The 21,639-nt window shown below is 65.9% G+C and carries 19 protein-coding genes and 2 pseudogenes; 14 read left to right on the forward strand and 7 right to left on the reverse strand.

Annotated elements, in window-relative coordinates; genetic code table 11:
- The first annotated feature begins 24 nt into the window (after positions 1 to 24).
- Complete coding sequence (locus MKK62_RS15280) at positions 25 to 1,245, forward strand: CaiB/BaiF CoA transferase family protein (protein WP_240259455.1); 1,221 nt, start codon at positions 25 to 27, stop codon at positions 1,243 to 1,245.
- A gap of 36 nt (positions 1,246 to 1,281) precedes the next feature.
- Here the strand turns inward: MKK62_RS15280 and MKK62_RS15285 are convergent, their stop codons facing one another.
- Positions 1,282 to 1,590 carry a WhiB family transcriptional regulator gene (locus MKK62_RS15285; protein ID WP_240259453.1) on the reverse strand — a complete coding sequence of 103 codons (309 nt, stop codon included), beginning with the start codon at positions 1,588 to 1,590 and terminating at the stop codon, positions 1,282 to 1,284.
- A gap of 325 nt (positions 1,591 to 1,915) precedes the next feature.
- Between MKK62_RS15285 and MKK62_RS15290 the strand changes: the two genes are divergently transcribed.
- From MKK62_RS15290 to MKK62_RS15300, 3 genes are all read left to right on the forward strand, one after another.
- Positions 1,916 to 2,719, forward strand: a complete 804-nt coding sequence (locus MKK62_RS15290; RefSeq protein WP_434085091.1) for a hypothetical protein — start codon at positions 1,916 to 1,918, stop codon at positions 2,717 to 2,719.
- An 83-nt stretch (positions 2,720 to 2,802) separates the two neighbouring features.
- Positions 2,803 to 3,381 carry a sigma-70 family RNA polymerase sigma factor gene (locus MKK62_RS15295; protein WP_240259445.1) on the forward strand — a complete coding sequence of 193 codons (579 nt, stop codon included), beginning with the start codon at positions 2,803 to 2,805 and terminating at the stop codon, positions 3,379 to 3,381.
- Positions 3,374 to 4,060 carry an anti-sigma-D factor RsdA gene (locus MKK62_RS15300; protein ID WP_240259443.1) on the forward strand — a complete coding sequence of 229 codons (687 nt, stop codon included), beginning with the start codon at positions 3,374 to 3,376 and terminating at the stop codon, positions 4,058 to 4,060. The genes MKK62_RS15295 and MKK62_RS15300 overlap by 8 nt, the downstream gene beginning before the upstream one ends.
- A 14-nt stretch (positions 4,061 to 4,074) precedes the next feature.
- On the opposite strand, the gene MKK62_RS15305 is transcribed toward MKK62_RS15300, so the two are convergent.
- Positions 4,075 to 4,488: a DUF5319 domain-containing protein gene (locus tag MKK62_RS15305; RefSeq protein WP_240259441.1), complete on the reverse strand. Its 414-nt coding sequence runs from the start codon at positions 4,486 to 4,488 to the stop codon at positions 4,075 to 4,077.
- Positions 4,489 to 4,618: 130 nt separating this feature from the next.
- Here MKK62_RS15305 and guaB point away from each other — a divergent pair, with 130 nt between their 5' ends.
- From guaB to MKK62_RS26595, 4 genes and pseudogenes are all read left to right on the forward strand, one after another.
- A complete protein-coding gene (gene guaB, locus MKK62_RS15310) occupies positions 4,619 to 6,208 on the forward strand; it encodes an IMP dehydrogenase (RefSeq protein WP_240259439.1) in 1,590 nt (529 codons plus the stop codon).
- 28 nt (positions 6,209 to 6,236) lie between these two features.
- Entirely contained in the window at positions 6,237 to 7,364 is a 1,128-nt protein-coding gene (locus tag MKK62_RS15315) for a GuaB3 family IMP dehydrogenase-related protein (RefSeq protein ID WP_240264132.1), read from the forward strand.
- Between the two features lie 80 nt (positions 7,365 to 7,444).
- Positions 7,445 to 9,166: pseudogene (locus MKK62_RS15320) on the forward strand (FAD-dependent oxidoreductase); the annotation flags it as partial.
- Between the two features lie 37 nt (positions 9,167 to 9,203).
- Positions 9,204 to 9,272: pseudogene (locus tag MKK62_RS26595) on the forward strand (hypothetical protein); the annotation flags it as partial.
- A 30-nt stretch (positions 9,273 to 9,302) separates the two neighbouring features.
- Here the strand turns inward: MKK62_RS26595 and MKK62_RS15325 are convergent.
- The 4 genes from MKK62_RS15325 to MKK62_RS15340 form a co-directional block, all read right to left on the reverse strand.
- Positions 9,303 to 11,681 carry a glycoside hydrolase family 65 protein gene (locus MKK62_RS15325; protein ID WP_240259430.1) on the reverse strand — a complete coding sequence of 793 codons (2,379 nt, stop codon included), beginning with the start codon at positions 11,679 to 11,681 and terminating at the stop codon, positions 9,303 to 9,305.
- Positions 11,682 to 11,690: 9 nt separating this feature from the next.
- Positions 11,691 to 12,422 carry a beta-phosphoglucomutase family hydrolase gene (locus tag MKK62_RS15330; protein ID WP_240259420.1) on the reverse strand — a complete coding sequence of 244 codons (732 nt, stop codon included), beginning with the start codon at positions 12,420 to 12,422 and terminating at the stop codon, positions 11,691 to 11,693.
- A 131-nt stretch (positions 12,423 to 12,553) separates the two neighbouring features.
- Positions 12,554 to 13,165 carry a TetR/AcrR family transcriptional regulator gene (locus MKK62_RS15335; protein ID WP_240259418.1) on the reverse strand — a complete coding sequence of 204 codons (612 nt, stop codon included), beginning with the start codon at positions 13,163 to 13,165 and terminating at the stop codon, positions 12,554 to 12,556.
- 52 nt (positions 13,166 to 13,217) lie between these two features.
- The gene (locus tag MKK62_RS15340) at positions 13,218 to 14,108 is read right to left on the reverse strand and encodes a TauD/TfdA dioxygenase family protein (protein ID WP_240259416.1); all 891 of its coding nucleotides are present in this window, start codon (positions 14,106 to 14,108) and stop codon (positions 13,218 to 13,220) included.
- Positions 14,109 to 14,231: 123 nt separating this feature from the next.
- On the opposite strand from MKK62_RS15340, the gene guaA reads away from it, so the two are divergent.
- The 6 genes from guaA (at position 14,232) to MKK62_RS15370 (ending at position 20,306) form a co-directional block, all read left to right on the forward strand.
- Positions 14,232 to 15,791: a glutamine-hydrolyzing GMP synthase gene (guaA, locus tag MKK62_RS15345; RefSeq protein ID WP_240259414.1), complete on the forward strand. Its 1,560-nt coding sequence runs from the start codon at positions 14,232 to 14,234 to the stop codon at positions 15,789 to 15,791.
- Between the two features lie 320 nt (positions 15,792 to 16,111).
- Positions 16,112 to 16,786 (forward strand): DnaE2-dependent mutagenesis accessory factor ImuA', encoded by a 675-nt coding sequence (gene imuA', locus MKK62_RS15350; RefSeq protein WP_240259405.1) that lies wholly within the window; start codon positions 16,112 to 16,114, stop codon positions 16,784 to 16,786.
- On the forward strand, positions 16,783 to 18,378 hold the full coding sequence (locus MKK62_RS15355) for a Y-family DNA polymerase (protein ID WP_240259403.1): 1,596 nt from the start codon (positions 16,783 to 16,785) through the stop codon (positions 18,376 to 18,378). The genes imuA' and MKK62_RS15355 overlap by 4 nt, the downstream gene beginning before the upstream one ends.
- A 76-nt stretch (positions 18,379 to 18,454) precedes the next feature.
- Positions 18,455 to 19,138 carry a hypothetical protein gene (locus MKK62_RS15360; protein ID WP_240259401.1) on the forward strand — a complete coding sequence of 228 codons (684 nt, stop codon included), beginning with the start codon at positions 18,455 to 18,457 and terminating at the stop codon, positions 19,136 to 19,138.
- Positions 19,135 to 19,713: a hypothetical protein gene (locus MKK62_RS15365; RefSeq protein WP_240259399.1), complete on the forward strand. Its 579-nt coding sequence runs from the start codon at positions 19,135 to 19,137 to the stop codon at positions 19,711 to 19,713. Before MKK62_RS15360 ends, MKK62_RS15365 begins: the two co-directional genes overlap by 4 nt.
- Positions 19,710 to 20,306: a hypothetical protein gene (locus MKK62_RS15370; protein ID WP_240259397.1), complete on the forward strand. Its 597-nt coding sequence runs from the start codon at positions 19,710 to 19,712 to the stop codon at positions 20,304 to 20,306. The genes MKK62_RS15365 and MKK62_RS15370 overlap by 4 nt, the downstream gene beginning before the upstream one ends.
- Here MKK62_RS15370 and MKK62_RS15375 read toward each other — a convergent pair.
- The gene (locus tag MKK62_RS15375; protein WP_240259396.1) at positions 20,277 to 21,596 is read right to left on the reverse strand and encodes a hypothetical protein; all 1,320 of its coding nucleotides are present in this window, start codon (positions 21,594 to 21,596) and stop codon (positions 20,277 to 20,279) included. The genes MKK62_RS15370 and MKK62_RS15375 overlap by 30 nt on opposite strands.
- Positions 21,597 to 21,639 lie beyond the last annotated feature (43 nt).

The raw sequence follows: 21,639 nt of genomic DNA on the forward strand, positions 1-21,639 counted from the left end.
TATTGCGAATTCGGAGGATTCGGCATGACTGACGCCAGACCACTGAGCGGTATTCGCGTGCTCGAAGTCGCGGCCTGGACATTCGTTCCCGCGGCCGGCGCGGTGCTGGCCGAGTGGGGCGCCGACGTGATCAAGGTGGAACCACGCGAGGGCGGCGACCCGCAGCGCGGACTGGTCACCATGGGTCTCATCCCGGGCGGGCCGACCGCCGTCAACTACATGATCGAAATGCCGAACCGTGGGAAGCGATCCATCGGCATCGACCTGACCACGCCGGGCGGTCAGGAGGTCGTGCACGAACTGGCGAAGTCCAGCGATGTGTTCCTCACCAGCTATTTGCCCAGCCGGCGTGATCACTTCGGCATCGGCATCGAGCAGATTCGCGCCGCCAACCCCGACATCATCTATGTGCGCGGGTCCGGATACGGCCCGGACGGCGTCGATGCCGACCGCCCTGGCTATGACGGTGTCTCCTTCTGGTCGCGCGGCGGAATCGCCGATGCGTTGACCCGCGAACTGCCGGAACCGGTGATGCAGACCCCGGCCTTCGGTGACCTGATGGGTGGGCTGACGATCGCCGGCGGGATCGCCGCTGCGCTGTACAAGCGCAAGGCGACCGGTGAGACCTCGGTCGTCGACGTGTCGCTGCTGGGCCTCGCTGCGTGGGCGATGACACCACAGGTGACGGCGGCCAACCTCTACGGTGGCGACCCGATACCGACGTTCACCCATCGCGACATGCCTAACCCGCTGGTCGGCAACTACCAGACCAAAGACGGTCGCTTCATCACGCTGATGATGTTGCAGGGCGACAAGTTCTACCCGGAGTTCATGACGGTCATCGGGCGACCGGACCTGATCACCGACGAGCGGTTCGCCGACGGGCACAACCGGTTCATGAACCGCGGCGAGCTGATCGACATCATGGACGCCGAATTCGCGTCGAAGACCGTCGACCAGTGGCGCGACATTCTCAAGCCGCTCTCCGGCGCCTGGGCCGTCCTGCAGAAGGCCAGCGAGTTACACGAAGACCCGGCGGTCGTTGCCAACGGATACATCCCGGAGGTGAAGGCGATGAACGGCAAGCCCTACATCCTGCCAACCAACCCGGTGCAGTTCGACGGGCATCACGTCCAGCCGACTGGCGCCCCCGAACACGGGCAGCACACCGAAGAGATCCTGCTGGACGCCGGTGTCGACTGGGACAAGATCGAGCAGTACAAGCAGGACGGGTCGATCCTCTAGGGGCCGACCCGTCCGATGTGCTTGAAGCCGGACGAGCTAAGCGCTGCGCCGGATGCTGCGGGTCCGACCAATGTCGCGCTTGAGCAGCAACTCACGCTCGGTCTCGGACAGACCGCCCCAAATCCCGTAGGGCTCGCCCACATCGAGGGCGTGCGTGCGGCACTGCGTCATCACCGGGCAGCTGCGGCACATCTCCTTGGCCCGGCGCTCACGCTGCAGGCGCGCCCGGCCACGCTCGCCGTCCGGATGGAAGAACACCGACGAATCCACGCCGCGGCACAGTCCCTGTAATTGCCAGTCCCAGATGTCTGCATTCGGGCCTGGTAGTTGTTCCGGTTGCGGCATTGAAGTCCCTCTCTACGCGCCCATGATCAGGTCGAGCGGGTCATCGGTGACTACTCGTCGCGACAAACGTAGAGGCGCTAGGGAATTCCCGTCAATATGCTTCACTGTGCTGAATGCCCAAGTGCGGCATGGGAATTTACCTCGATTTCATCGAGGCGCGCGATCGGTTGAGCGGAGGAATGCATGTTCAGCGCACTCGACGCGGAAATGCCGCAGCGTAAGGCGAAATCGTGCCGCATGCATAACGAATACGATCATCGTCGCATTTAATACCGGTGTAACCCAGAAACCATGAAGTCTTAACGAATACGGCGCCGTGATAGATATCTCTCACAACTTGTCCGATGCGTCGGACGTGGCGGCGGCCGCCTTCGGTGACCAGCCCGGTCGTTGGCCGTTGCCGTCGGCAAGAACACCGGCCCAGCGCTGGTTGCGGGCGGTCGCGGCCGGGGGACAGGGACGCTACGGCAGCGCTTCCTCAGACCTTGCGGCGTTGGTCCGGGCCCACCCGTCGGGCCGCCTCGCTTCGCTCGCCCACAGTACGCAGGCGTCCTTTCTGCGCCAGCTGGGCTGGCACGACCGGGCTCGCGGCTTCGACGGTCGCGCACTGGGGCTGGCGGCCGATGACCCCGAGGCGGTCGGCGACGCGCTGACCGGGCTCGCGGCCGACGCACTGGGCGTCGGGCGGTTGTCCACCTCGGCGATGCTGCTGGTGCGCGCGGACCCGTTCGTGGCGAATGCGCCGCACCGGCTGGCGGTCCGGCGGTCATGGGTCGCGGCCGAGCTGGCGATGGTCAGCGGTGACGGCGCTGCCGCGGTGCGCCATGCCGAGACCGCCGTCGAATTAGCAGCGGCCACCCTCGACGGCGCGGCCCGGCACGGGGCCAAGAGCCGGGTGGTGCTTGCCGCGGCCCTGTGCAGCGCCGGCGCCGTGGACCGCGCGCGATCCGTCGCCGACGCCGCTTTCGAGCTCACCGGCGAGTTGGGCCTGGTCCCGCTGCGCTGGGCGCTGGCCTGCCTGCTTGTCGACCTGTCGGTCGGCGAAGACAGGCTTGCCGAGTTGCGGGGCGTCCGGGACGACTGCGCGCGCCGCGTCGAGCACTGGGGTGGGAGCTGGCGACGGCCATGACTGCTCACGACTCGTTATTGTCGAGACGACACCCCACCGGGCCGGGAGCCGCCCGGCCCGTAACGCTGGAGACGTTGCCGCCGATGACAACGCAGGAGGAACGTCTCGACGCGATTGTCGCCGACGCCATCGCAGGCGATCGGGACGCGCTTCGAGAGGTTCTGGAAACCATCCGTCCGATCGTGGTCCGCTACTGCCGCGCGCGCATTGGGGCTTTCGAGCGGAGCGGTCTATCGGCCGACGATGTGGCGCAGGAGGTGTGCTTGGCCGCCGTCATGGCGTTGCCGCGCTACCGAGATCGCGGCCGCCCTTTCCTCGCGTTCGTGTACGGCATCGCCGCACACAAGGTCGCCGACGCCTACCGCGCTGTGGGCCGCGATCTGTCCTACCCGACCGATTCCGTTCCCGAGCGGTTGTCCGGTGAGCCAGGTCCCGAGCAGTCGGTGATTGATGCCGACTCGGTGACCCGAATGAGCGAGCTGCTCGACGTCCTGCCCGACAGGCAACGCGAGATCTTAATCCTGCGCGTGGTCGTCGGGCTGAGCGCGGAGGAAACCGCCGAAGCCGTCGGCAGCACTGCCGGAGCTGTGCGCGTCGCCCAGCACCGCGCGCTGACGCGGCTCAAGGCCGTGATCACCGCGGCGGGACGTGATTATGTCTGAGCGCCTCGACCAGCCCCGGCCGCACGAGGTGGCGCGCAGCGCCCGCTTCGTCGATGCCCTTGCCAATCGCGAGCCGGTCGACTTCGCCGACCTGGCGGGCGCCAGTGACGCAGGGGATCGGGAGCTGGCCGGGCTGTTGGAAAACTGGCGAGACGAATTGCGGGGTCGCTCGGCCCCCGATGTGTGCGCCGAGCAGGACGCCGTGGCCGCACTACAGCGGGGGCTGGCGGGCCAGCGGCGAGCCCGGCGTCGAATGGCGCTGGTGACTCTCACGGCCGCGGCCGTTGTCGCTCTCGCTGCATTTGGCGCGGTGTTAGGGCAGGTCAAGCCCGGTGACGCGTGCTACGGCGTCCGGACGGCGCTGTTCGGGGAGCCGGCATCCGTGCACGACGACAAGGTCGCGATGTCGGCGGAGGCTGATCTGGATCAGGTTGAGCAAATGATCGCATTGGGCCAGTGGGACCAGGCTCACGAGAAGTTGGCCGCGGTCGGGGCGAATGTCCAGACGGTCAAAGACAGCGGTCGCAAACGTGGGCTGATCGAGAAGGTGAACCGGTTGAACGCGAAGGTGGTCAGCCGCAACGCCCACCCGCCGGCGCCCCGTCCGACGGCCTCGGTTGGGGTGGTACCGCCAGGTACGCCGGTGATTACCGTGGCGCCCAATCCTTTTGGTGGCTGAGTAAAACAAACCGCTCAGCGGCGGCCGTGGAACCCTTCGGTATCCGTCGTCGCCTCGTTGAGCGACGCATCGGCATATCCGCGACAGTAATCCCACGTCACGTACGAATCGGGCTCGGGATCATAGGCCGGCTCGTGCGGTCGGACGGTGCCGTCGACCAGCAACTGCAGCAGGTTGGCGCGCAACATGTCCCAGTCGTGATAGTGGTCCTGCTGACACTCGTCGCAACACACCACCAGGCCGCGGATTCCCTTGTGCGCCAACAACGCTTCGTACACCGCGAGGTCGGCCAGGTCGGCCTCGACCGCCATCCTCTCCTGCGAGTCGAGCGGTTGCCCCGGCTCGACCGCGTCAAGAGCCGCCGACGGATCACAGGGGTCGTCGGCGAACGGGTCAGGCGGCAGCCCAGGCGGAAGGTAGTCGCGCACGGGTCCACAGTACGCAGGCCGACGGGCATCACGCTAGCGATACCCGCGCGGCGCGCGCCGTCCGCCACTGACGGGACCAGCCGATAGGATGGGCTGATTACCCCGCGCTCGTATTGGGAGGGCCCCGCCTATGTCATCCGGCTTGTCCCGTCTCGAAGGCAGCGGCGACCTTCTCGTCACCTCGTATCCGGGGGTTGGCGGATTCCCGGACGAACCCGTACCCACCGGCGGTGACGATCCGCAGAAGATCGCGATGCTCGGACTGACCTTCGACGACGTTCTGTTGCTTCCCGCTGCCTCCGATGTGGTGCCCGCGACCGCCGACACCTCCAGTCAGCTCACCAAGAACATCCGGCTCAAGGTCCCGCTGGTCAGCTCGGCGATGGACACCGTCACCGAGTCCCGGATGGCCATCGCGATGGCGCGGGCCGGCGGACTCGGCGTGCTGCACCGCAACCTGCCGATCTCCGAGCAAGCCAGCCAGGTCGAGACCGTCAAGCGGTCGGAGGCCGGCATGGTCACCGACCCCGTCACCTGCAGGCCCGACCACACCCTGGCCGAAGTCGACGCCATGTGCGCGCGCTTCCGGATTTCCGGGCTGCCCGTCATCGACGACGCAGGTCAGCTGGTCGGCATCATCACCAACCGTGACATGCGCTTCGAGGTCGACCAGTCCAAGCACGTCGCCGAGGTCATGACCAAGGCCCCGCTGATCACCGCCCAGGAAGGTGTCAGCGCGGATGCTGCGTTGGGTCTGCTCCGCCGGCACAAGATCGAGAAGTTGCCGATCGTCGACGGCCATGGCCGGCTGACCGGGCTCATCACAGTCAAAGACTTCGTCAAAACCGAGCAGCATCCGTACGCGACCAAGGACAGCGACGGACGCCTGCTGGTCGCCGCCGCTGTCGGTGTCGGTGACGACGCGTGGGTGCGCGCGATGACGCTGGCCGACGCGGGCGCCGACATCCTGGTAGTCGACACCGCGCATGCGCACAACCGCTTGGTGCTCGACATGGTCCGCCAGCTGAAGAGCGAGGTCGGTGACCGCGTCGAGATCGTCGGCGGCAACGTCGCGACCCGGTCAGGCGCCGCCGCCCTGGTCGAAGCCGGAGCAGATGCGGTCAAGGTCGGCGTCGGACCGGGCTCGATCTGCACTACCCGCGTGGTCGCCGGTGTCGGAGCCCCGCAGATCACCGCGATCCTCGAGGCGGTCGCGGTCTGCGGCCCGGCCGGCGTTCCGGTGATCGCCGACGGTGGCCTGCAGTACTCCGGTGATATCGCCAAGGCGCTGGCGGCCGGCGCGTCCACCGCGATGCTGGGCTCGTTGCTGGCCGGAACCGGCGAGGCGCCTGGCGATTTGATCTTCGTCAACGGCAAGCAGTACAAGAGCTATCGCGGAATGGGCTCACTGGGCGCCATGCAGGGTAGGGGTGAGGCGAAGTCCTACTCGAAGGACCGCTACTTCCAGGACGACGCGCTCTCGGAGGACAAGTTGGTGCCCGAGGGCATCGAAGGCCGGGTGCCGTTCCGCGGGCCGCTATCGTCGGTGATCCACCAACTCACCGGCGGGCTGCGGGCCGCGATGGGTTACACCGGCGCCGAGACGATCGAGCAACTCCAGCGGGCGCAGTTCGTCCGCATCACCGCGGCGGGTTTGAAAGAAAGCCATCCGCACGACATCACGATGACCGCCGAAGCACCCAACTACTACGCTCGGTGAATTGACCTAAGGACCGCTCATGCGTGACATGGTTGAGATCGGCATGGGCCGAACCGCCCGGCGCACTTACGAACTCGATGACGTCAACATCGTGCCGTCGCGACGCACCCGCTCGTCGCAGGACGTCACCACGGCGTGGCAACTCGACGCCTACCGCTTCGAAATCCCGATTGTGGCGCATCCGACCGATGCGTTGGTTTCTCCGGAGTTCGCCATCGAGCTCGGCCGACTCGGGGGCCTCGGCGTGCTCAACGGGGAAGGGCTGATCGGTCGTCACGCCGACGTCGAGGCCAAGGTCGCTCAGGTCATCGAGGCGGCCTCCAAAGAGCCTGAGCCCTCGGCGGCGATCCGGCTGCTACAGCAGTTCCACGCTGCGCCGCTGGATCCCGATCTGCTGGGCGCCGCCGTGGCCCGCATCCGCGAAGCCGGCGTCACCACCGCCGTACGGGTCAGCCCGCAGAACGCGCAGGCATTGACGCCGGCGCTGCTGGCGGCCGGCATCGACCTGCTGGTCATCCAGGGCACGATCGTGTCTGCCGAGCGCGTCGACAGTCACGGCGAGCCGCTGAACCTCAAGACCTTCATCTCCGAGTTGGACGTTCCCGTGGTGGCCGGTGGCGTGATCGACCACCGCAGCGCGCTGCATCTGATGCGCACCGGTGCCGCGGGTGTCATCGTCGGCTACGGCTCGACCCAGGGAGTGACCACCAGCGACGAGGTCCTCGGCATCAGCGTGCCGATGGCCACCGCAATCGCCGACGCCGCCGCGGCGCGGCGCGAGTATCTCGACGAGACCGGCGGCCGCTACGTGCACGTGCTCGCCGACGGCGACATCCACACCTCGGGTGATCTCGCGAAGGCGATTGCGTGCGGCGCGGACGCGGTGGTGCTGGGCACGCCGCTCGCCGAGGCCGCCGAGGCGCAGGGGGAAGGCTGGTTCTGGCCGTCCGCGGCCGCGCACCCGTCGCTGCCGCGCGGCGCGCTGCTGCAGACCGCGGTCGGCGAACGGTTGCCGATGGAACAGGTGCTCAACGGCCCGTCCGACGACCCGTTCGGTTCGCTGAATCTCGTTGGCGGCCTCCGTCGCTCGATGGCCAAATCGGGCTACTGCGACCTCAAAGAATTCCAGAAGGTCGGGCTGACGGTCGGTAGCTGACGCTGGGTCGTGGGGTGGGCCGGGCTGCTCTGAGCAGGATTGCTGGAACATTACCCGCCGGTAAGTCCATACTGGACGGCGTGGAACCTGACTACGACGTCTTGATCATCGGTTCGGGTTTTGGCGGCAGCGTCACCGCGCTGCGGTTGACGGAGAAGGGTTACAAGGTCGGCGTACTAGAAGCCGGCCGGCGCTTCGCCGACGAGGACATGGCCAAGACCTCCTGGAACCTCCGCAAATTTCTGTGGGCGCCCAAATTCGGCATGTACGGCATCCAGCGCATCCATTTGCTCCGCAACGTGATGATCCTGGCCGGCGCTGGCGTCGGCGGCGGGTCGCTGAACTACGCGAACACGCTGTACGTGCCGTCCAAGCCGTTCTTCAAAGACAAACAGTGGGCCCATATCACCGACTGGCAGTCGGAGTTGATGCCCCACTACGAGCAGGCCAAGCGGATGCTCGGCGTTGTCACCAACCCGACCTTCACCGATGCCGACCGCATTCTGAAAGAGGTCGCCGACGACATGGGGTGCGGCGACACCTTTGTGCCGACCCCGGTCGGCGTCTTCTTCGGGCCGGACGGCAAGAAGACGCCCGGTCAGACGGTGCCCGACCCTTATTTTGGCGGGGCGGGCCCCGATCGCACCGGCTGCCTCGAATGCGGCAGCTGCATGACTGGATGTCGTTTCGGGGCCAAGAACACGTTGCTGAAGAACTACCTCGGGCTGGCGGAACGCAACGGCGCCGAAATCATCCCCATGACGACGGTGACCAGCTTCGAACAGCGTGCCGACGGGATCTGGGAGGTCCGCACCGCGCGCACCGGTCGGGCCGTTCGCCGCAAGAAGCGCACCTTCACTGCCAAGCATGTCGTGCTCGCCGCGGGGACGTGGGGCACGCAGCAGCTGCTGTTCAAGATGCGCGACAAGGGCAAGCTCCCGAAGCTGTCCGAGCGGCTCGGGGAGCTGACCCGCACCAACTCCGAGTCGATCGTCGGGGCCGGTCGGCTCAAGGTCAGCGACGACCTCGATCTGACTCACGGCGTCGCGATCACGTCGTCCATTCACCCGTCGTCGGACACTCACATCGAACCGTGCCGCTACGGCAAGGGCTCCAACGCAATGGGTCTGCTCCAGACGTTGATGACCGACGGACCCGGCGAAGGCGGCAGCGACGTGCCTCGGTGGCGACAGCTGCTGGACAACGCCGGGAACGACCCGCGGGGCACACTGCGACTGCTCAACCCGCGGCGGTGGAGTGAGCGCACGATGATCGCATTGGTGATGCAGAACCTGGACAACTCGATCACGACCTACACCAAACGGACCAAGCTTGGCCGCCGTCGCGTCGTGAGTAAGCAGGGCCACGGCGAGCCGAACCCGAGCTGGATCCCGGTCGGCAACGAGGCCACCCGCCGCATCGCCGAGAAGATCGACGGCGTCGCCGGCGGAACGTGGGGCGAGCTGTTCAACATTCCGCTGACCGCGCATTACCTCGGTGGCGCCCCCATCGGCGATAGCCCGGAGGCCGGCGTCATCGACCCGTACCACCGGGTCTACGGCTACCCGTCGCTGTTCGTGGTCGACGGCGCGGCGATCTCGGCCAACCTTGGCGTGAACCCGTCGCTGTCGATCACCGCGCAGGCCGAGCGGGCCGCGTCGCTGTGGCCGAACAAGGGCGACAACGACGTTCGCCCCGCGCAGGGCGAGGGCTACCGTCACCTGGATCCGATCGCGCCCGAGCACCCGGTGGTGCCGGAGTCAGCTCCAGGTGCGCTGCGCTGGCTGCCGATCGAGTCGATCGACGAGGTCAAGCAGCAGGAAGAGTCCGGCAGCGACGATGCAGAGCGCAGCGATGCTGAGGAGCGCCGCGTCAGTTCGAGCAGCGACGATGCAGAGCGCAGCGATGCTGAGGAGCGCCGCATTAGCCCGGGGTCGGTCAGCTCAGCTGGTTGACCGAGCGGTAAGCGTTTCGATGCATCGGGGCGCGGCCCGGCGGCTGTTGCGGCGTGGGTAGCAGCGGCTCGCGCTTGACCAGCTTGATCGTCGTCGGCTCGGTGGTGCTGAGTTCGATGTCTTCGCCGGCGTGCCGGATCATCAGTTGCTGGTCGCTGGGTCCGTCACGCAGCGTGTAGGTGACCTCGTCGTGAATCACGTCCACGGTCAACCGGAAGTCGCGCCAGCGCAACCGGAATCGAAGTCGCGAGATAGCGTCCGGCAGATACGGGTCCAGGTAGAGGATCCCCTCGTCGTCGCGGAGACCGCCGAAGCCGGCAACCAGTGCGGTCCACGCACCGGCCAGCGACGCCATGTGCAGCCCGTCCTTGGTGTTGTGGTGCAGATCCCGTAGGTCGACCAGCGCCGCCTCGTAGGTGTAATCGTGCGCCAACTCCACGTGACCGACGTTGGCGCACATCACGGCCTGCGTGCACGCCGACAGCGACGAGTCACGCACCGTGCGGCGTTCGTAGTAGTCGACGTTGCGTGCCTTCTGCTCGTCGCTGAATTTGTGGCTCTGCCAATACATTGCGAGCACCAGGTCGGTCTGCTTGACCACCTGCGACGAGTACAACAACGCGTAAGGCTCGTGGAGCAGCAGCGGATACTTGTTGCGATTCTCGAAGTCCCACTCGGCGTACGTGGTGAAGCCCTCGGACTGGGGGTGCACACCGAGTTCTTCGTCGAACGGGATGTGGGCGGCGTCCGCGGCCGCGCGCCATGACGCCGTCTCGTCGCTGGACACTCCCAACTGCAGCGCAGCCTCCGAGTTCCGGGCGCAGGCGTCGGCGGCCACCCGAAGATTATGGGCCGCCATCATGTTTGTGAAGACGTTGTCGCGCACGATCGCGGTGTACTCGTCCGGTCCGGTGACACCGTCGAGGTGCCACACGCCGTGCCGGTCGTGATGCCCGAGCGAATGCCAGAGCCGAGCAGTCTCGACGAGCACTTCCAGCCCACACTCTTTTTCCAGCGAATCATCGCCGGTGACAACGCGATAGCGCTCGAACGCCATCGCGATGTCGGCGTTGATGTGCCACGCCGCAGTGCCGGCCGGCCAGTACGCCGAACACTCCTGCCCGCGGATCGTTCGCCACGGGTAGGCGGCGCCCTTGAGGTCCAGCTGAGCGGCGCGTTCCTTCGCCAGGTCCAAAGTCGATGCCCGCCAACGCAATGCGTCGGCGGCGGCGTGCGGCAGTGTGTAAGTAAGTACCGGAAGGACGAACCCGTCGGTGTCCCAGAACACGTGACCGTCGTAACCGGTGCCGGTCAAGCCCTTGCTGGCGATGCCGCGACCCTCGGCCCGTGCGCTGGCCTGCAACAGGTGGAACAGCCCGAACCGGACCGCCTGCTGACAGATGGGGTCGCCCTCGACCTCGACGTCGGCGCCGTCCCAGAAGTCGTCGAGGATTTTGCGCTGCGCCTCGACCAGCCCCTTCCAGCCGCTGTACCGGGCGCTGTGCAACGCGGCGGCGGCCTGGTCGCGCAGCGCGGGGCGCGACCGTTGGCTCGACCAACCGTAGGCCAGGTATTTCACGATGCGCAGTGTCTGGCCCGGTCGTAGGCCGCAGATCACCGTGGTGCGGGCAAGATCGCCGCTCGCGTCGTTGCTGATCTCGAAGCGGCCCTCGACTTCGATCTCGTGGTCCATCGCGGCGGCCATCATCAGCGCGCTCGCCCGGGTGCGGTGCATCAGCAGTGCGCCACATTCGGTGTCCTCGTGCTGGACTGCTTCGAGCGGATTGTCGAGGATGGCCGCGACACGCGGATCACCGGACGTCGTCGGCTGCTCTTCGTTGGCGACCAGCTCGGATTGCACTGTGACACGGACGAATTGGTCGACGGCCTCGACGATGTACTCGATCGCGACGATGCTGCGTTGCGCCAGTGACACCAGCCGGGTCGAGGTCACCCGGACCTGCTTACCGACCGGGGACTGCCAGTGTGCGTCACGCTTGAGTGTTCCGGCGCGCAGGTCGAGAATCCGCTCGTGGCTGAGCAACTTGCCGTAGCGAACGTCGAACGGTTCGTCGTCGACCAGCAACCGCAGGACTTTGCCGTTGGTCACATCGACGATCGTTTGCCCCGCCTCGGGGTATCCATAGCCCGCTTCGGCATAGGGGAGCGGCCGCACTTCGTAGAACGAGTTCAGGTAGGTGCCCGGGAAGCCGTGCGGTTCGCCCTCGTCGAGGTTGCCGCGAATCCCTATGTGCCCGTTGGATAGCGCGAAAAGGGACTCCGACTGAGCCAGCACATCGAGATTCAGCTTGGGCTCGCGGATCTGCCACGGTTCGACAGGCAGCGTGTCATCGGGAATCATCGCGGGCTCCTAAAGTAGTTCGCTGAGGTCGGTCACCACGACATCGGCTCCGTGACTGTGTAACTCGTCCGCCTGGCCCACCCGGTCGACGCCGACGACGAAGAAATTGCCCGCACGGCCGGCCTCGACACCAGACAGGGCGTCCTCGAAAACCGCTGCGTCGCCGGGTTCTACGCCGAGGAGCTGGGCGGCGCGCAAATAGGAGTCGGGCGCCGGCTTGCCCGCGATGTGCTCCTCGCGCAGCGTTACCCCGTCGACGCGCTGCTGAATGTATTTCTCCAACCCGGTGATCTCGAGCACCTCACGGGTGTTGGCGCTCGACGACACCACGGCGGTGGCCAACCCGGCGGCCGCAACCTTCTCCAGGTAGCGCCGCGAGCCGTCGAAAACCTTGACACCGTCTTTGTGCAGCGTCTCTTGGAATGCGTCGTTCTTGCGGGTGCCCAGGCCGTGAATGGTGTCCTTGTCGGCCGAGTCGTCAGGCTCGCCGTCGGGTAATTCGATGTCACGACTGGCAAGGAACGAGCGCACTCCGTCTTCGCGCTTCTTGCCGTCGACGTACTTCAGGTAGTCGTCAACCGGGTCGAACGGGACGAATTTCTCACCGTTCTCTTCGGCGTGCTTCTCGAGGAAGGCGTCGAACATCACCTTCCAGGCTTTGGTGTGCACGCTCGCGGTGTCGGTGAGCACGCCGTCGAGATCGAACAGGCAGGCGTGCACGGCTTCCGGTAGACCCAGCACTGCGGGTCCTCCTCCAGTGTTGGTTTCTGCGTGGGCAGTTACACCTCACCATGCCCGAACCGGCTTCGCCATCCGTTCCGGCTGACGGGCTGTTTTCCCGCTGCTCGGTCGCCGGATCTCGCGCCGCGCGGTCAGCTCGCCGGGGTGCCGGTGAACACGCCCTCGGCCAACCTGAGCCACGCCTCGCGAAACTCTTCGGCGTCGATGTTGCCGGGCGTGTGTCCGATCAGCAGCCGCGCGATCGGGAGGTATGCCAGCGCGGCCGCCAGCACGGTGGCGGTTGCCTGCGGATCCTGGATCGGCGCGACGCCGGCATCGGTGGCCGCTTGTAACGCTCGACCCATTCGCTGGTACGCGGTGGTCGCGACCGTCGACCACACCTCTTCCATCATTTCGCCGAGGGCCTCGGGCTCGCGGAACATGACCCGCAACAGCGGGGAGTTGTTGTCGATGCTGGCCCAGATCTGTTCTGCGCCGGCACGCAGTGCGCCTTGAACATCGGTGGGTCGTGTGCGGTTGTAGTCGTCGCGCATAGCGCTCATCTGTTGCATCTGCCGCCGCGCCGCCTCGTGCAACAGCGCCTTCTTGGACGCGAAATGTTTGTAGAGCGCCCCGGACCCGGGGGACAGGCCGCAGGCTTGCTGGATGTCGGCGATCGACGTGGCGGCATACCCCTGCCGGGCGAAGAGCGCCATGGCCGCGTCCAGCAGACGTTCACGGGTGCTGGCATCAGGCGATGTCATGGGCGTGACCGTACCTTGAGCCGTCCGACGGCAGTGAGCGAGCTCTCACCCGTCAGCTTGCTGAGGCTTGCACTGCCCGCAGCGGCGCACCGCTGATCGCCCTGCTGGGTTGGCCGTGAATGTCGACCGGCACGTCACCTTGCACGGTGACGCGGTGCATCAACCGGTATTGATCGTCATAGTCGTCGACGGCCCGGTGCTGGGTGGCCCGATTGTCCCAGACGGCGACATCGCCGGACTCCCAGTCCCATCGAATGGTGTTCTCCGGCATCGTAATTCGACGTTGTAATAGCTCGAGCAGAGTCTGCGACTCATAGGTGTCAAGGCCGACGAACCCGCGAACGAAGTCGCCGGCCACCAGGGTGCGCTCACCCGTTTCGGGGTGCACCCGAACGACGGGGTGTTCGGTGCGAAAGTCGATCTTTTCGAAACGATCACGGTAGGACTTCTGCTCGTCGGTCTGCATCGCGGCGGGCGGGATGTAGTCGAACCGGTTGCTGTGCCGCGCCCAGAGATGGTCGGCGAGGTGTTTGAGTGACTCGGGCAATTCCTGGTAGGCCGTAGCGGTGTTGGTCCACAGCGTGGAGCCGCCGTAGCTCGGCAGCGTGACGGCACGCAGGACCGACGCTGCCGGGTAGTCGGCGACGAACGTGACGTCGGTGTGCCAGCGGTTGGCTTTGCCGAACTCCGAATTGATCGGTGTGATCACCGGCATCTTCTCCTGCTGCACTGCGGGATGGGCGATGGGAATGCCAAGCCGCGTGGCGAACGCGTGTTGTGCGGCGTCGTCTAGCTGATGCTGGCCGCGAAAGAAGATCACTTTGTGGCCTAACAACGCTTTCCGGATGTCTGCCACGGTGTCGGTATCGAGGTCGCCGGACAGCTCGACCCCGTCGATGCGGGCGCCGATGCGACTGCCCAGCCGGGTCACGGTCATGGCCATGGAGGGTCCTTTCAAACCAGGACTGTAGTCGATTGACTACAGCGTCATGTTAGCTACTGTAGACACATGACTACACTGGCGTCAAGGTCGGTTGTTTCGGTAATGCGCCTCTAGACTGTCCCGGTGGAGTCCGCATCGCCTCGTCCCGTGCTGGTGGTCGATTACGGCGCGCAATACGCGCAGTTGATCGCCCGGCGTGTCCGTGAGGCGCGGGTGTTCTCGGAAGTCATCCCGCACACCGCCTCCGTCGACGACATCAAGGCCCACGATCCGCTGGCCGTGGTGCTATCCGGCGGGCCCGCCAGCGTCTATGCCGAGGGTGCGCCGCAACTCGATCCGGCGTTGTTCGACCTGGGCGTGCCCGTGTTTGGCATCTGCTATGGATTTCAAGCGATGGCTCAGGCCCTCGGCGGTACGGTCGCCCGGACCGGCACCAGCGAATACGGTCGCACGGAGCTGAATGTGGTTGGGGGAGAGCTGCATTCAGACCTTCCGCAGACTCAGCCGGTGTGGATGAGTCACGGCGACGCCGTCACTTCGGCGCCCGACGGCTTCGAGGTGATTGCCACCAGCGCCGGCGCCCCGGTGGCCGGGTTCGAGAACAAGGCGCGCCGACTGGCCGGCGTGCAGTACCACCCCGAGGTGCTGCACAGCCCGCACGGCCAGCAGGTGTTGACACGCTTCCTGCACGAGTTCGCCGGCATCGCCCCGGACTGGACGCCGGCCGGTATCGCCGAGGCGTTGATCGAGCAGGTGCGAGCTCAGGTCGGCGACGGCTACGCGATCTGCGGGCTGTCCGGCGGAGTGGATTCGGCGGTGGCCGCCGCGCTCGTCCAGCGAGCCATCGGGGACCGGCTGACGTGTGTCTTCGTCGACCACGGTCTACTTCGCGCGGGCGAGCGCGCCCAAGTGCAGCGGGATTTCGTCGCCGCCACCGGCGCCAATCTGGTCACCGTCGACGCCCAGAAGACCTTCCTGGACGCGCTGTCCGGGGTGACCAACCCTGAAGGAAAGCGCAAGATCATCGGTCGGCAGTTCATCCGGGCGTTCGAAGGCGCGGTGCGAGATGCACTGGGAGACAAGGACACCGACACCGAGTTTCTGGTGCAAGGGACGCTGTATCCCGACGTGGTGGAGTCCGGTGGCGGTAGCGGTGCGGCCAACATCAAGAGCCATCACAACGTCGGCGGTCTGCCCGACGATCTGAAGTTCATTCTGGTCGAGCCGTTACGGCTACTGTTCAAAGACGAGGTGCGCGCGGTGGGCCGAGAGTTGGGCCTGCCCGAGGACATTGTTGCGCGCCAGCCATTTCCGGGTCCGGGATTGGCGATCCGCATCGTCGGCGAAGTCACCGCCGATCGGCTGGACACGCTGCGTCGCGCCGACTCGATTGCGCGCGAGGAGTTGACCTCGGCGGGGTTGGATCAGCAGATCTGGCAGTGCCCAGTGGTGCTGCTCGCCGACGTTCGGTCGGTGGGAGTGCAGGGTGACGGCCGGACCTACGGGCATCCGATCGTGTTGCGACCGGTGTCCAGCGAGGACGCCATGACCGCCGACTGGACTCGGGTGCCCTATGACGTGCTGGAGCGAATCTCGACCCGGATCACCAACGAGGTGGCCGAGGTCAACCGCGTGGTGCTCGATGTGACGAGCAAGCCTCCGGGCACGATCGAGTGGGAATAGCCTGACGACGATGCAGAGCGCGTAGCGCGATGAGGAGGAGTCGGGCAATCGGGAATAGCCCGACGACGATGCGCGCCGCCTTGGGCTGGCGTCGACTGTGCAGCTTTTCATCGTTGAAATAGCCACTTTCACACTCACAACCCGCACACCCGATGCTGACCGCGAAGCGGCGTGTCCATTGACAGCCTGACAGCCGGAGTTTGCTGGCTCGTGCCGGCGAAGGGCATCCGCTTGACCTTGTCGGTGGGTGGGTATTGACTGAAGGTATTCGAACATGCATTCGAACATCAGCAGTAACACCCGTACCACAGGAGTGGGCCATGACGGCGATGCTTGCCTCCGAAGAGCATCAGCATAACCGCGCTGAGCAGCTAAAACAGCTGCGCAAACAGATGGCGGCGGTATCCGGGAAGGTCGGCTCACCTCGGCGCGGCCACGCTCATGTAGACGACCTGCTTCCGGAGTCGGAGGCCAGGCTTCCGGTTCCGCAGTTGTTGGCTGCGGTGTTACCTGATGCGTTGCCACGAGGGGCCGTTGCGGTGCTGACGGGTGCCCGGTCATTGTCGCTGAGCATGGTGGCGGCGGTGACGGCCGCCGGCGGGAATGTCGCTATCGTCGGCCAGCCGGATGTCGGCCTGCTGGCCGCGACGGAAATGGGTGCCGACCTGAGCCGGCTGGCGGTGATCCCGGATCCCGGGACCGACCCGGTGGAGGTGGCCGCGGTGCTGATGGACGGCATGGACCTGATCGTGCTTGCGCTGGGTGGGCGATCGGTACCGATGACCAGGGCCCGGGCGGTTGTGGCCCGGGCTCAGCAGAAAGGCTGCACCTTGCTGGTCACCGACGGCGACTGGCAGGGTGCGTCGATACGGCTCAAGGCTCGAGTTAGCGGTTACGAAACCACTTCGGACGAGCCAGGTTTCGGGCGAATCAACAAGGTACGGCTCGAGGTGTGCGCGGCAGGCCGAGCGATCAGGCGGGCCCGGGCGGGATGAGCGTGGCTTCCCGGGTATTGGCGATCTGGTGCATGGACTGGCCCGCGGTCGCCGCCGCAGCGGCCGCGGGACTGCCGGCGACGTCGCCGGTCGCCGTCACGCTGGCCAACCGGGTGATCGCGTGTTCGTCGGCGGCCCGGTCGGTGGGTGTGCGCCGAGGGCTGCGACGACGTGAGGCATCGGCCCGCTGCCCACAACTGCACGTGGTGGCCGCCGACCCCGAGCGTGACGCCCGCTTTTTTGAGGGGGTTGCCGCAGCGGTGGACGACGTGGTGCCTCGCGTCGAGGTGTTGCGGCCTGGCCTGGTGGTGTTGCCGGTTCGCGGAGCGGCCCGGTTTTTCGGGTCCGAACAGCAGGTCGCCGAGCGACTGACCGATGCGGTGGCCGCGGCTGGCGCCGAGTGCCAGGTCGGAATCGCCGATGAGTTGTCCACCGCGGTTTTCGCCGCCCGTGCGGGCCGGGTCGTGGCGCCGGGGGAAGACGCCCGGTTTCTGTCGGCGCTGTCCATCCGCCAGCTCGCCACCGAGCCCAGCTTGTCCGGCCCGGGTCGGGCTGACCTTGCAGATCTGTTGTGGCGGATGGGTATTCGCACTATCGGGCAGTTTGCTGACTTGTCGCGAACGGATGTGGCCTCCCGGTTCGGGGCCGACGCGGTGAGTGCACACCGCTTCGCCCGGGGCGAGCCGGACCGCGGGCCGTCGGGACGCGAGCCGCCGGTCGAACTCGATGCGGTGCTGCAGTGCGATCCGCCGATCGACCGGGTCGACGCTGCGGCCTTCGCTGGGCGTTCGCTGGCGAGCGCGTTGCATCAGACGCTGCTGGCCGCCGGGGTGGGCTGCACCCGGTTGGCCGTCCAAGCCGTTACCGCCAATGGTGAAGAGCTGACTCGGGTTTGGCGTTGCGCCGAGCCGTTGACCGAGGATGCCACCGCCGATCGGGTGCGCTGGCAACTGGACGGCTGGTTGAACACCCGGATGGTGGTCGATCGACCCACCGCGCCGGTAGTGCAGTTACGGCTGCGGGCGGTGGAGGTGGTGTCTGCGGGTGCGCTGCAGTTACCGCTGTGGGGCGGCCTTGGCGAAGAAGATCGGATGCGGGCTCGTCGAGCGCTGGTCCGGGTTCAGGGTCTGCTCGGTCCCGAGGCGGTGCAGGTGCCGACGCTGTCCGGCGGTCGCGGACCGGCCGAACGCATCACGCTGACACCGCTGGGCGACGAACCGGTGCCGCAAGCCGACCCGAACCGGCCATGGCCCGGCCAGCTTCCGGAACCGTCGCCGACGGTGCTGCTCGACGATCCGGTGGAATTGTTTGACGCTCAGGGGAATTCGGTCCGAGTGACCAGTCGCGGGTTGTTTTCCGCCGACCCGGCGCGGCTGACCGCCCGCGGCCGCGACAACCGGTTGCACTGGTGGGCCGGCCCGTGGCCGGTCGACGAACGGTGGTGGGACGACCGGCATGGTGCCGGTCAAAAGGCCGGTCGGACCGCTCGGGTTCAAGTGCTGCTGGAAGGCGATCGACCGGCCGATCCCGGTACCGCGCTACTGCTCTGCTATCGGCAGCGGCGGTGGTATCTCGAGGGAATCTACGAGTAAAAAATGCGCGTCGCCGGTCCGTCACGCCCGGGTACGATCAGGCTCAATCCACCAGCGGCCGAGGGGAAGACGCGTCTTGTCTGACAGCGAGGACAAACAGCTGCCTATTGGCGAAGACGAACTTACGACCACCGTCGACGACACGCAGCCGACCGTCTGGCAGCGGCTTTCCCTCAAACAGCTGCGCTGGATGGCCGTTGCCATCGCCCTGGTGGTGACGGCCGCCTTCGGCGGACTGAAGACCGCACATCACGTCGTGCCGATCTCGTTCGGCCAGACATACAATGCCGGAGCGCTGCTCGTAACGCCGCACTCGGTCTCGCTCGCCGACCACTGGCCCGCCATGACCCGCCCGTCGCCGGAATGTCAATACTTGGTGTTGAAGGTGACGATCCAGAACGTCGCGCATGAGTCCGTCCCGTTTCCGCTTCCAAGCGCGTTCGCGGGCAAACCTGAAGATTGTGCCCCACACCCTCGCGCGGACGCCGAGTTGTTCGGGCTCAACGGTGTTGCTCATCGATTCGGGGCGACCTTTCGCGGCAGGGAAACGCTTGTCGTTCCGTCCATCGATGCCGGCTTCACCTATGACTACTCGGTGTTGTGGTTGGTGTCGCGCGCCGAGCTCAGCTACCGGTCCGACGTGACAGTTCACATCCACAAGATGAGCAGATACATCTCCACGTTCGTACTCGGCCATCGCTGGGCCGGCGACGACGATCATTTCGCCGAGTTGCGGATCCCACACCTGGGGGCGTTATGACGCTGCTCAAGCCGCTGTTACCTACGGCGCGCGTCGTTCTCGCGACCGTATTGCTGCTCACTGCCGGCGCGATGTGGTCGTTGTTGCCTACGAAGCTGCAGTCGTGGGCCCCGATAGACGTTCACGGATCGGTCGGGCAACGTATTGCCGGTCGCGACATCATCGCGACCGTCCAGCGCACCTATCTGGCTCACGAGTTGACTGCCAAAGGGCACGACGGGTTCAACCGCTTCAGATCAAAAGGCATCTGGCTCGTCATGATGGTCAACTACCAGCCGGTACTGACGCCGCAATCGCCTCGCTTCGAGTTGGTCGCCGACGGTAACACCTTCAACACCAACCTGTCCGCGCTCAATGAATTGGTGCAGCCAGGCCTCCCGGCGAGCGGCCCGTTGGCCTTCGAGCTGCCGAAGACTCCGACAAGCGCCACGCTTCGCGTCAGCAACGCACTTCTCGAAAGCAGCATGGCGGAGATGGATTTTCGGCCCCTCGATTCGAGGATCGTCATCGACATGCCGTTGTCCGGCCTCGTGCCCGCCGTTTCCCTGAATCTCGATGAACTGAGCCACACGTGAACGTGTGGATCCGCCGCAATGGCCGGGCGCTGGTGATCAGCGCCCTCGTCGTCGTTCTGATCGGGATCACGATCACGCGCCCTGCTTGGCGCGACCATATCGGCTTTCGCGAGCCCAAATACACCGTGCCGTGGGGACATTCGATCAGCATCGCCGGCACCGACTGGCAACTGTCGTCGACGACACCGCCCACCACCAAGCAGTTGCGGCGGCACCTGTCCATCTTGCCGGCCGACCCGTACGACCTGCCGCCCAATGCCCGCCTCGCCACCTACCTGCTGCGGAAAACCAAAGACGGTAAGCCGGTTAGCATTCCGGCGGGGTACGACTCGTGCGTCGTGATGGTGAACTCGGGCAAGCGGCAATGGACCAAGGCATCCTTTTCGCTGGGCATCACAGAGTGGGAGGTCAACGGCGGTGTCTCCACCATCTGTTCGCCCCGCCACCCGGAGCCGCTGCTGGTAGCGATCATCGTCCCGAACGACGTCACGCCCACCTCGGTCGACGTCTGGTTTTATCCGCACTCATGGGACAACAAGAAAGAGATCTCCAAGTCGACCGACCTACTCGTGGTCCGCTTCAACACCGGTTAGTTCGTCGACCCGGTCAGCCGCCTCGCGGGCCTGCTGCTCGCGCACCCGATCGACGCAGAACCAGTACGCCGCCGCCACCAGCGCGATGCGCAGGGGGTCGACGACCGCCCCGATCAGCGCCCGAATGAGTTGATCGTAGGTCTGCCACCAGGGCCAGTCGTGCGGGCCGATGATCAACGCCACGGCACGCCACAGGTAGCCGTCAGTTACTTTCATGTCCCAGTAAGCACCGTTGGGCGCCAGCAGGACTAACCCCGTGTAGGCCAGCACAAAGAATGCAATCGGTAGCGCACCGCCGTGCAGGATCAGCCGCCAGGCATCCGCAATCGGTCCGAAGCGCCCCAACTGCGATCGGGCGAACTCCGTAGCACGCCTGCGGATCTCGGTCGGCAGCCGTTGCCAGCGCGGTTGCGTGGCACGCTGACCGCGTTCGATCACGCTCTCGACAACCGTCGCGGTTCGCTCACCCAGCAACACCCGCCGCGCGTTGGCCCAGGTCGGCGTCAGCGGCGTTCCGTACACCACGGAGCCAATCGCCAACCAGGCCAGCGCCAACGTCACCACCGACACGACCGCGCCCAGCACCATCCCCGTCGCATTCCACACGTGCGCAAGCCACGCGACGTGGGCGAATACCTGGTCGCGAACACCGCTGAACCACACGACGATTCGCCGCTCCCGGATCCACCGCGGAGATCCGAAGAGCAGGACCGACGACGCCTTGAGCGCGAAATAGAGCCACACCACCTCCAGATAGGCGGCGACGATCATCGTCCAACGCGGTAGCCGGTCACGGAAACGGGTCACCAGTTGCCGCAGCGTGAATGCGATCAGGATCGCGATCCACAACTTACCGCTGACATCGGGGCTGTAGATCTCGCTGACCGCAGCATGTTTCCAGTCGTTCAGGAGCACGTGCGCCACACTGGTGATGTAGATGTAGTAATCCTCGATGATCAGTTTCCACGCGGTGTAGATGACGAGGAATGGCAAGATGGCCGTCATCACCACGTCAAAGACGCCCTTAGCCTGCTCGTCGTCGGTCTCGACCCCCCTCAATCCCGGTGCCACCGAGCGGATTACCAAGAACATGGCCAAATAGGTCAGCAGTCGAATCAACGGGGCGAGCGGAAGTACCAGACTTCCCCAGAAGTCGCCGTGCATCAGGCCGACATGCATGGCCAGATGCAATGCCCAATACCTCAGGAACCATCCGATGAGGTAGATCGCGACGAGCCACGGCCAGGTTTGCCACCACAGACTGATCGTCCGCCGCGCGATCGTGAGCACGGGGCTTACGATAACCTCTCCGCGGCCGACCAGAGTGCGGCTT

Origin of the sequence: Mycobacterium paraterrae (assembly GCF_022430545.2) — a bacterium.
Classification (GTDB): Bacteria; Actinomycetota; Actinomycetes; order Mycobacteriales; family Mycobacteriaceae; genus Mycobacterium; species Mycobacterium paraterrae.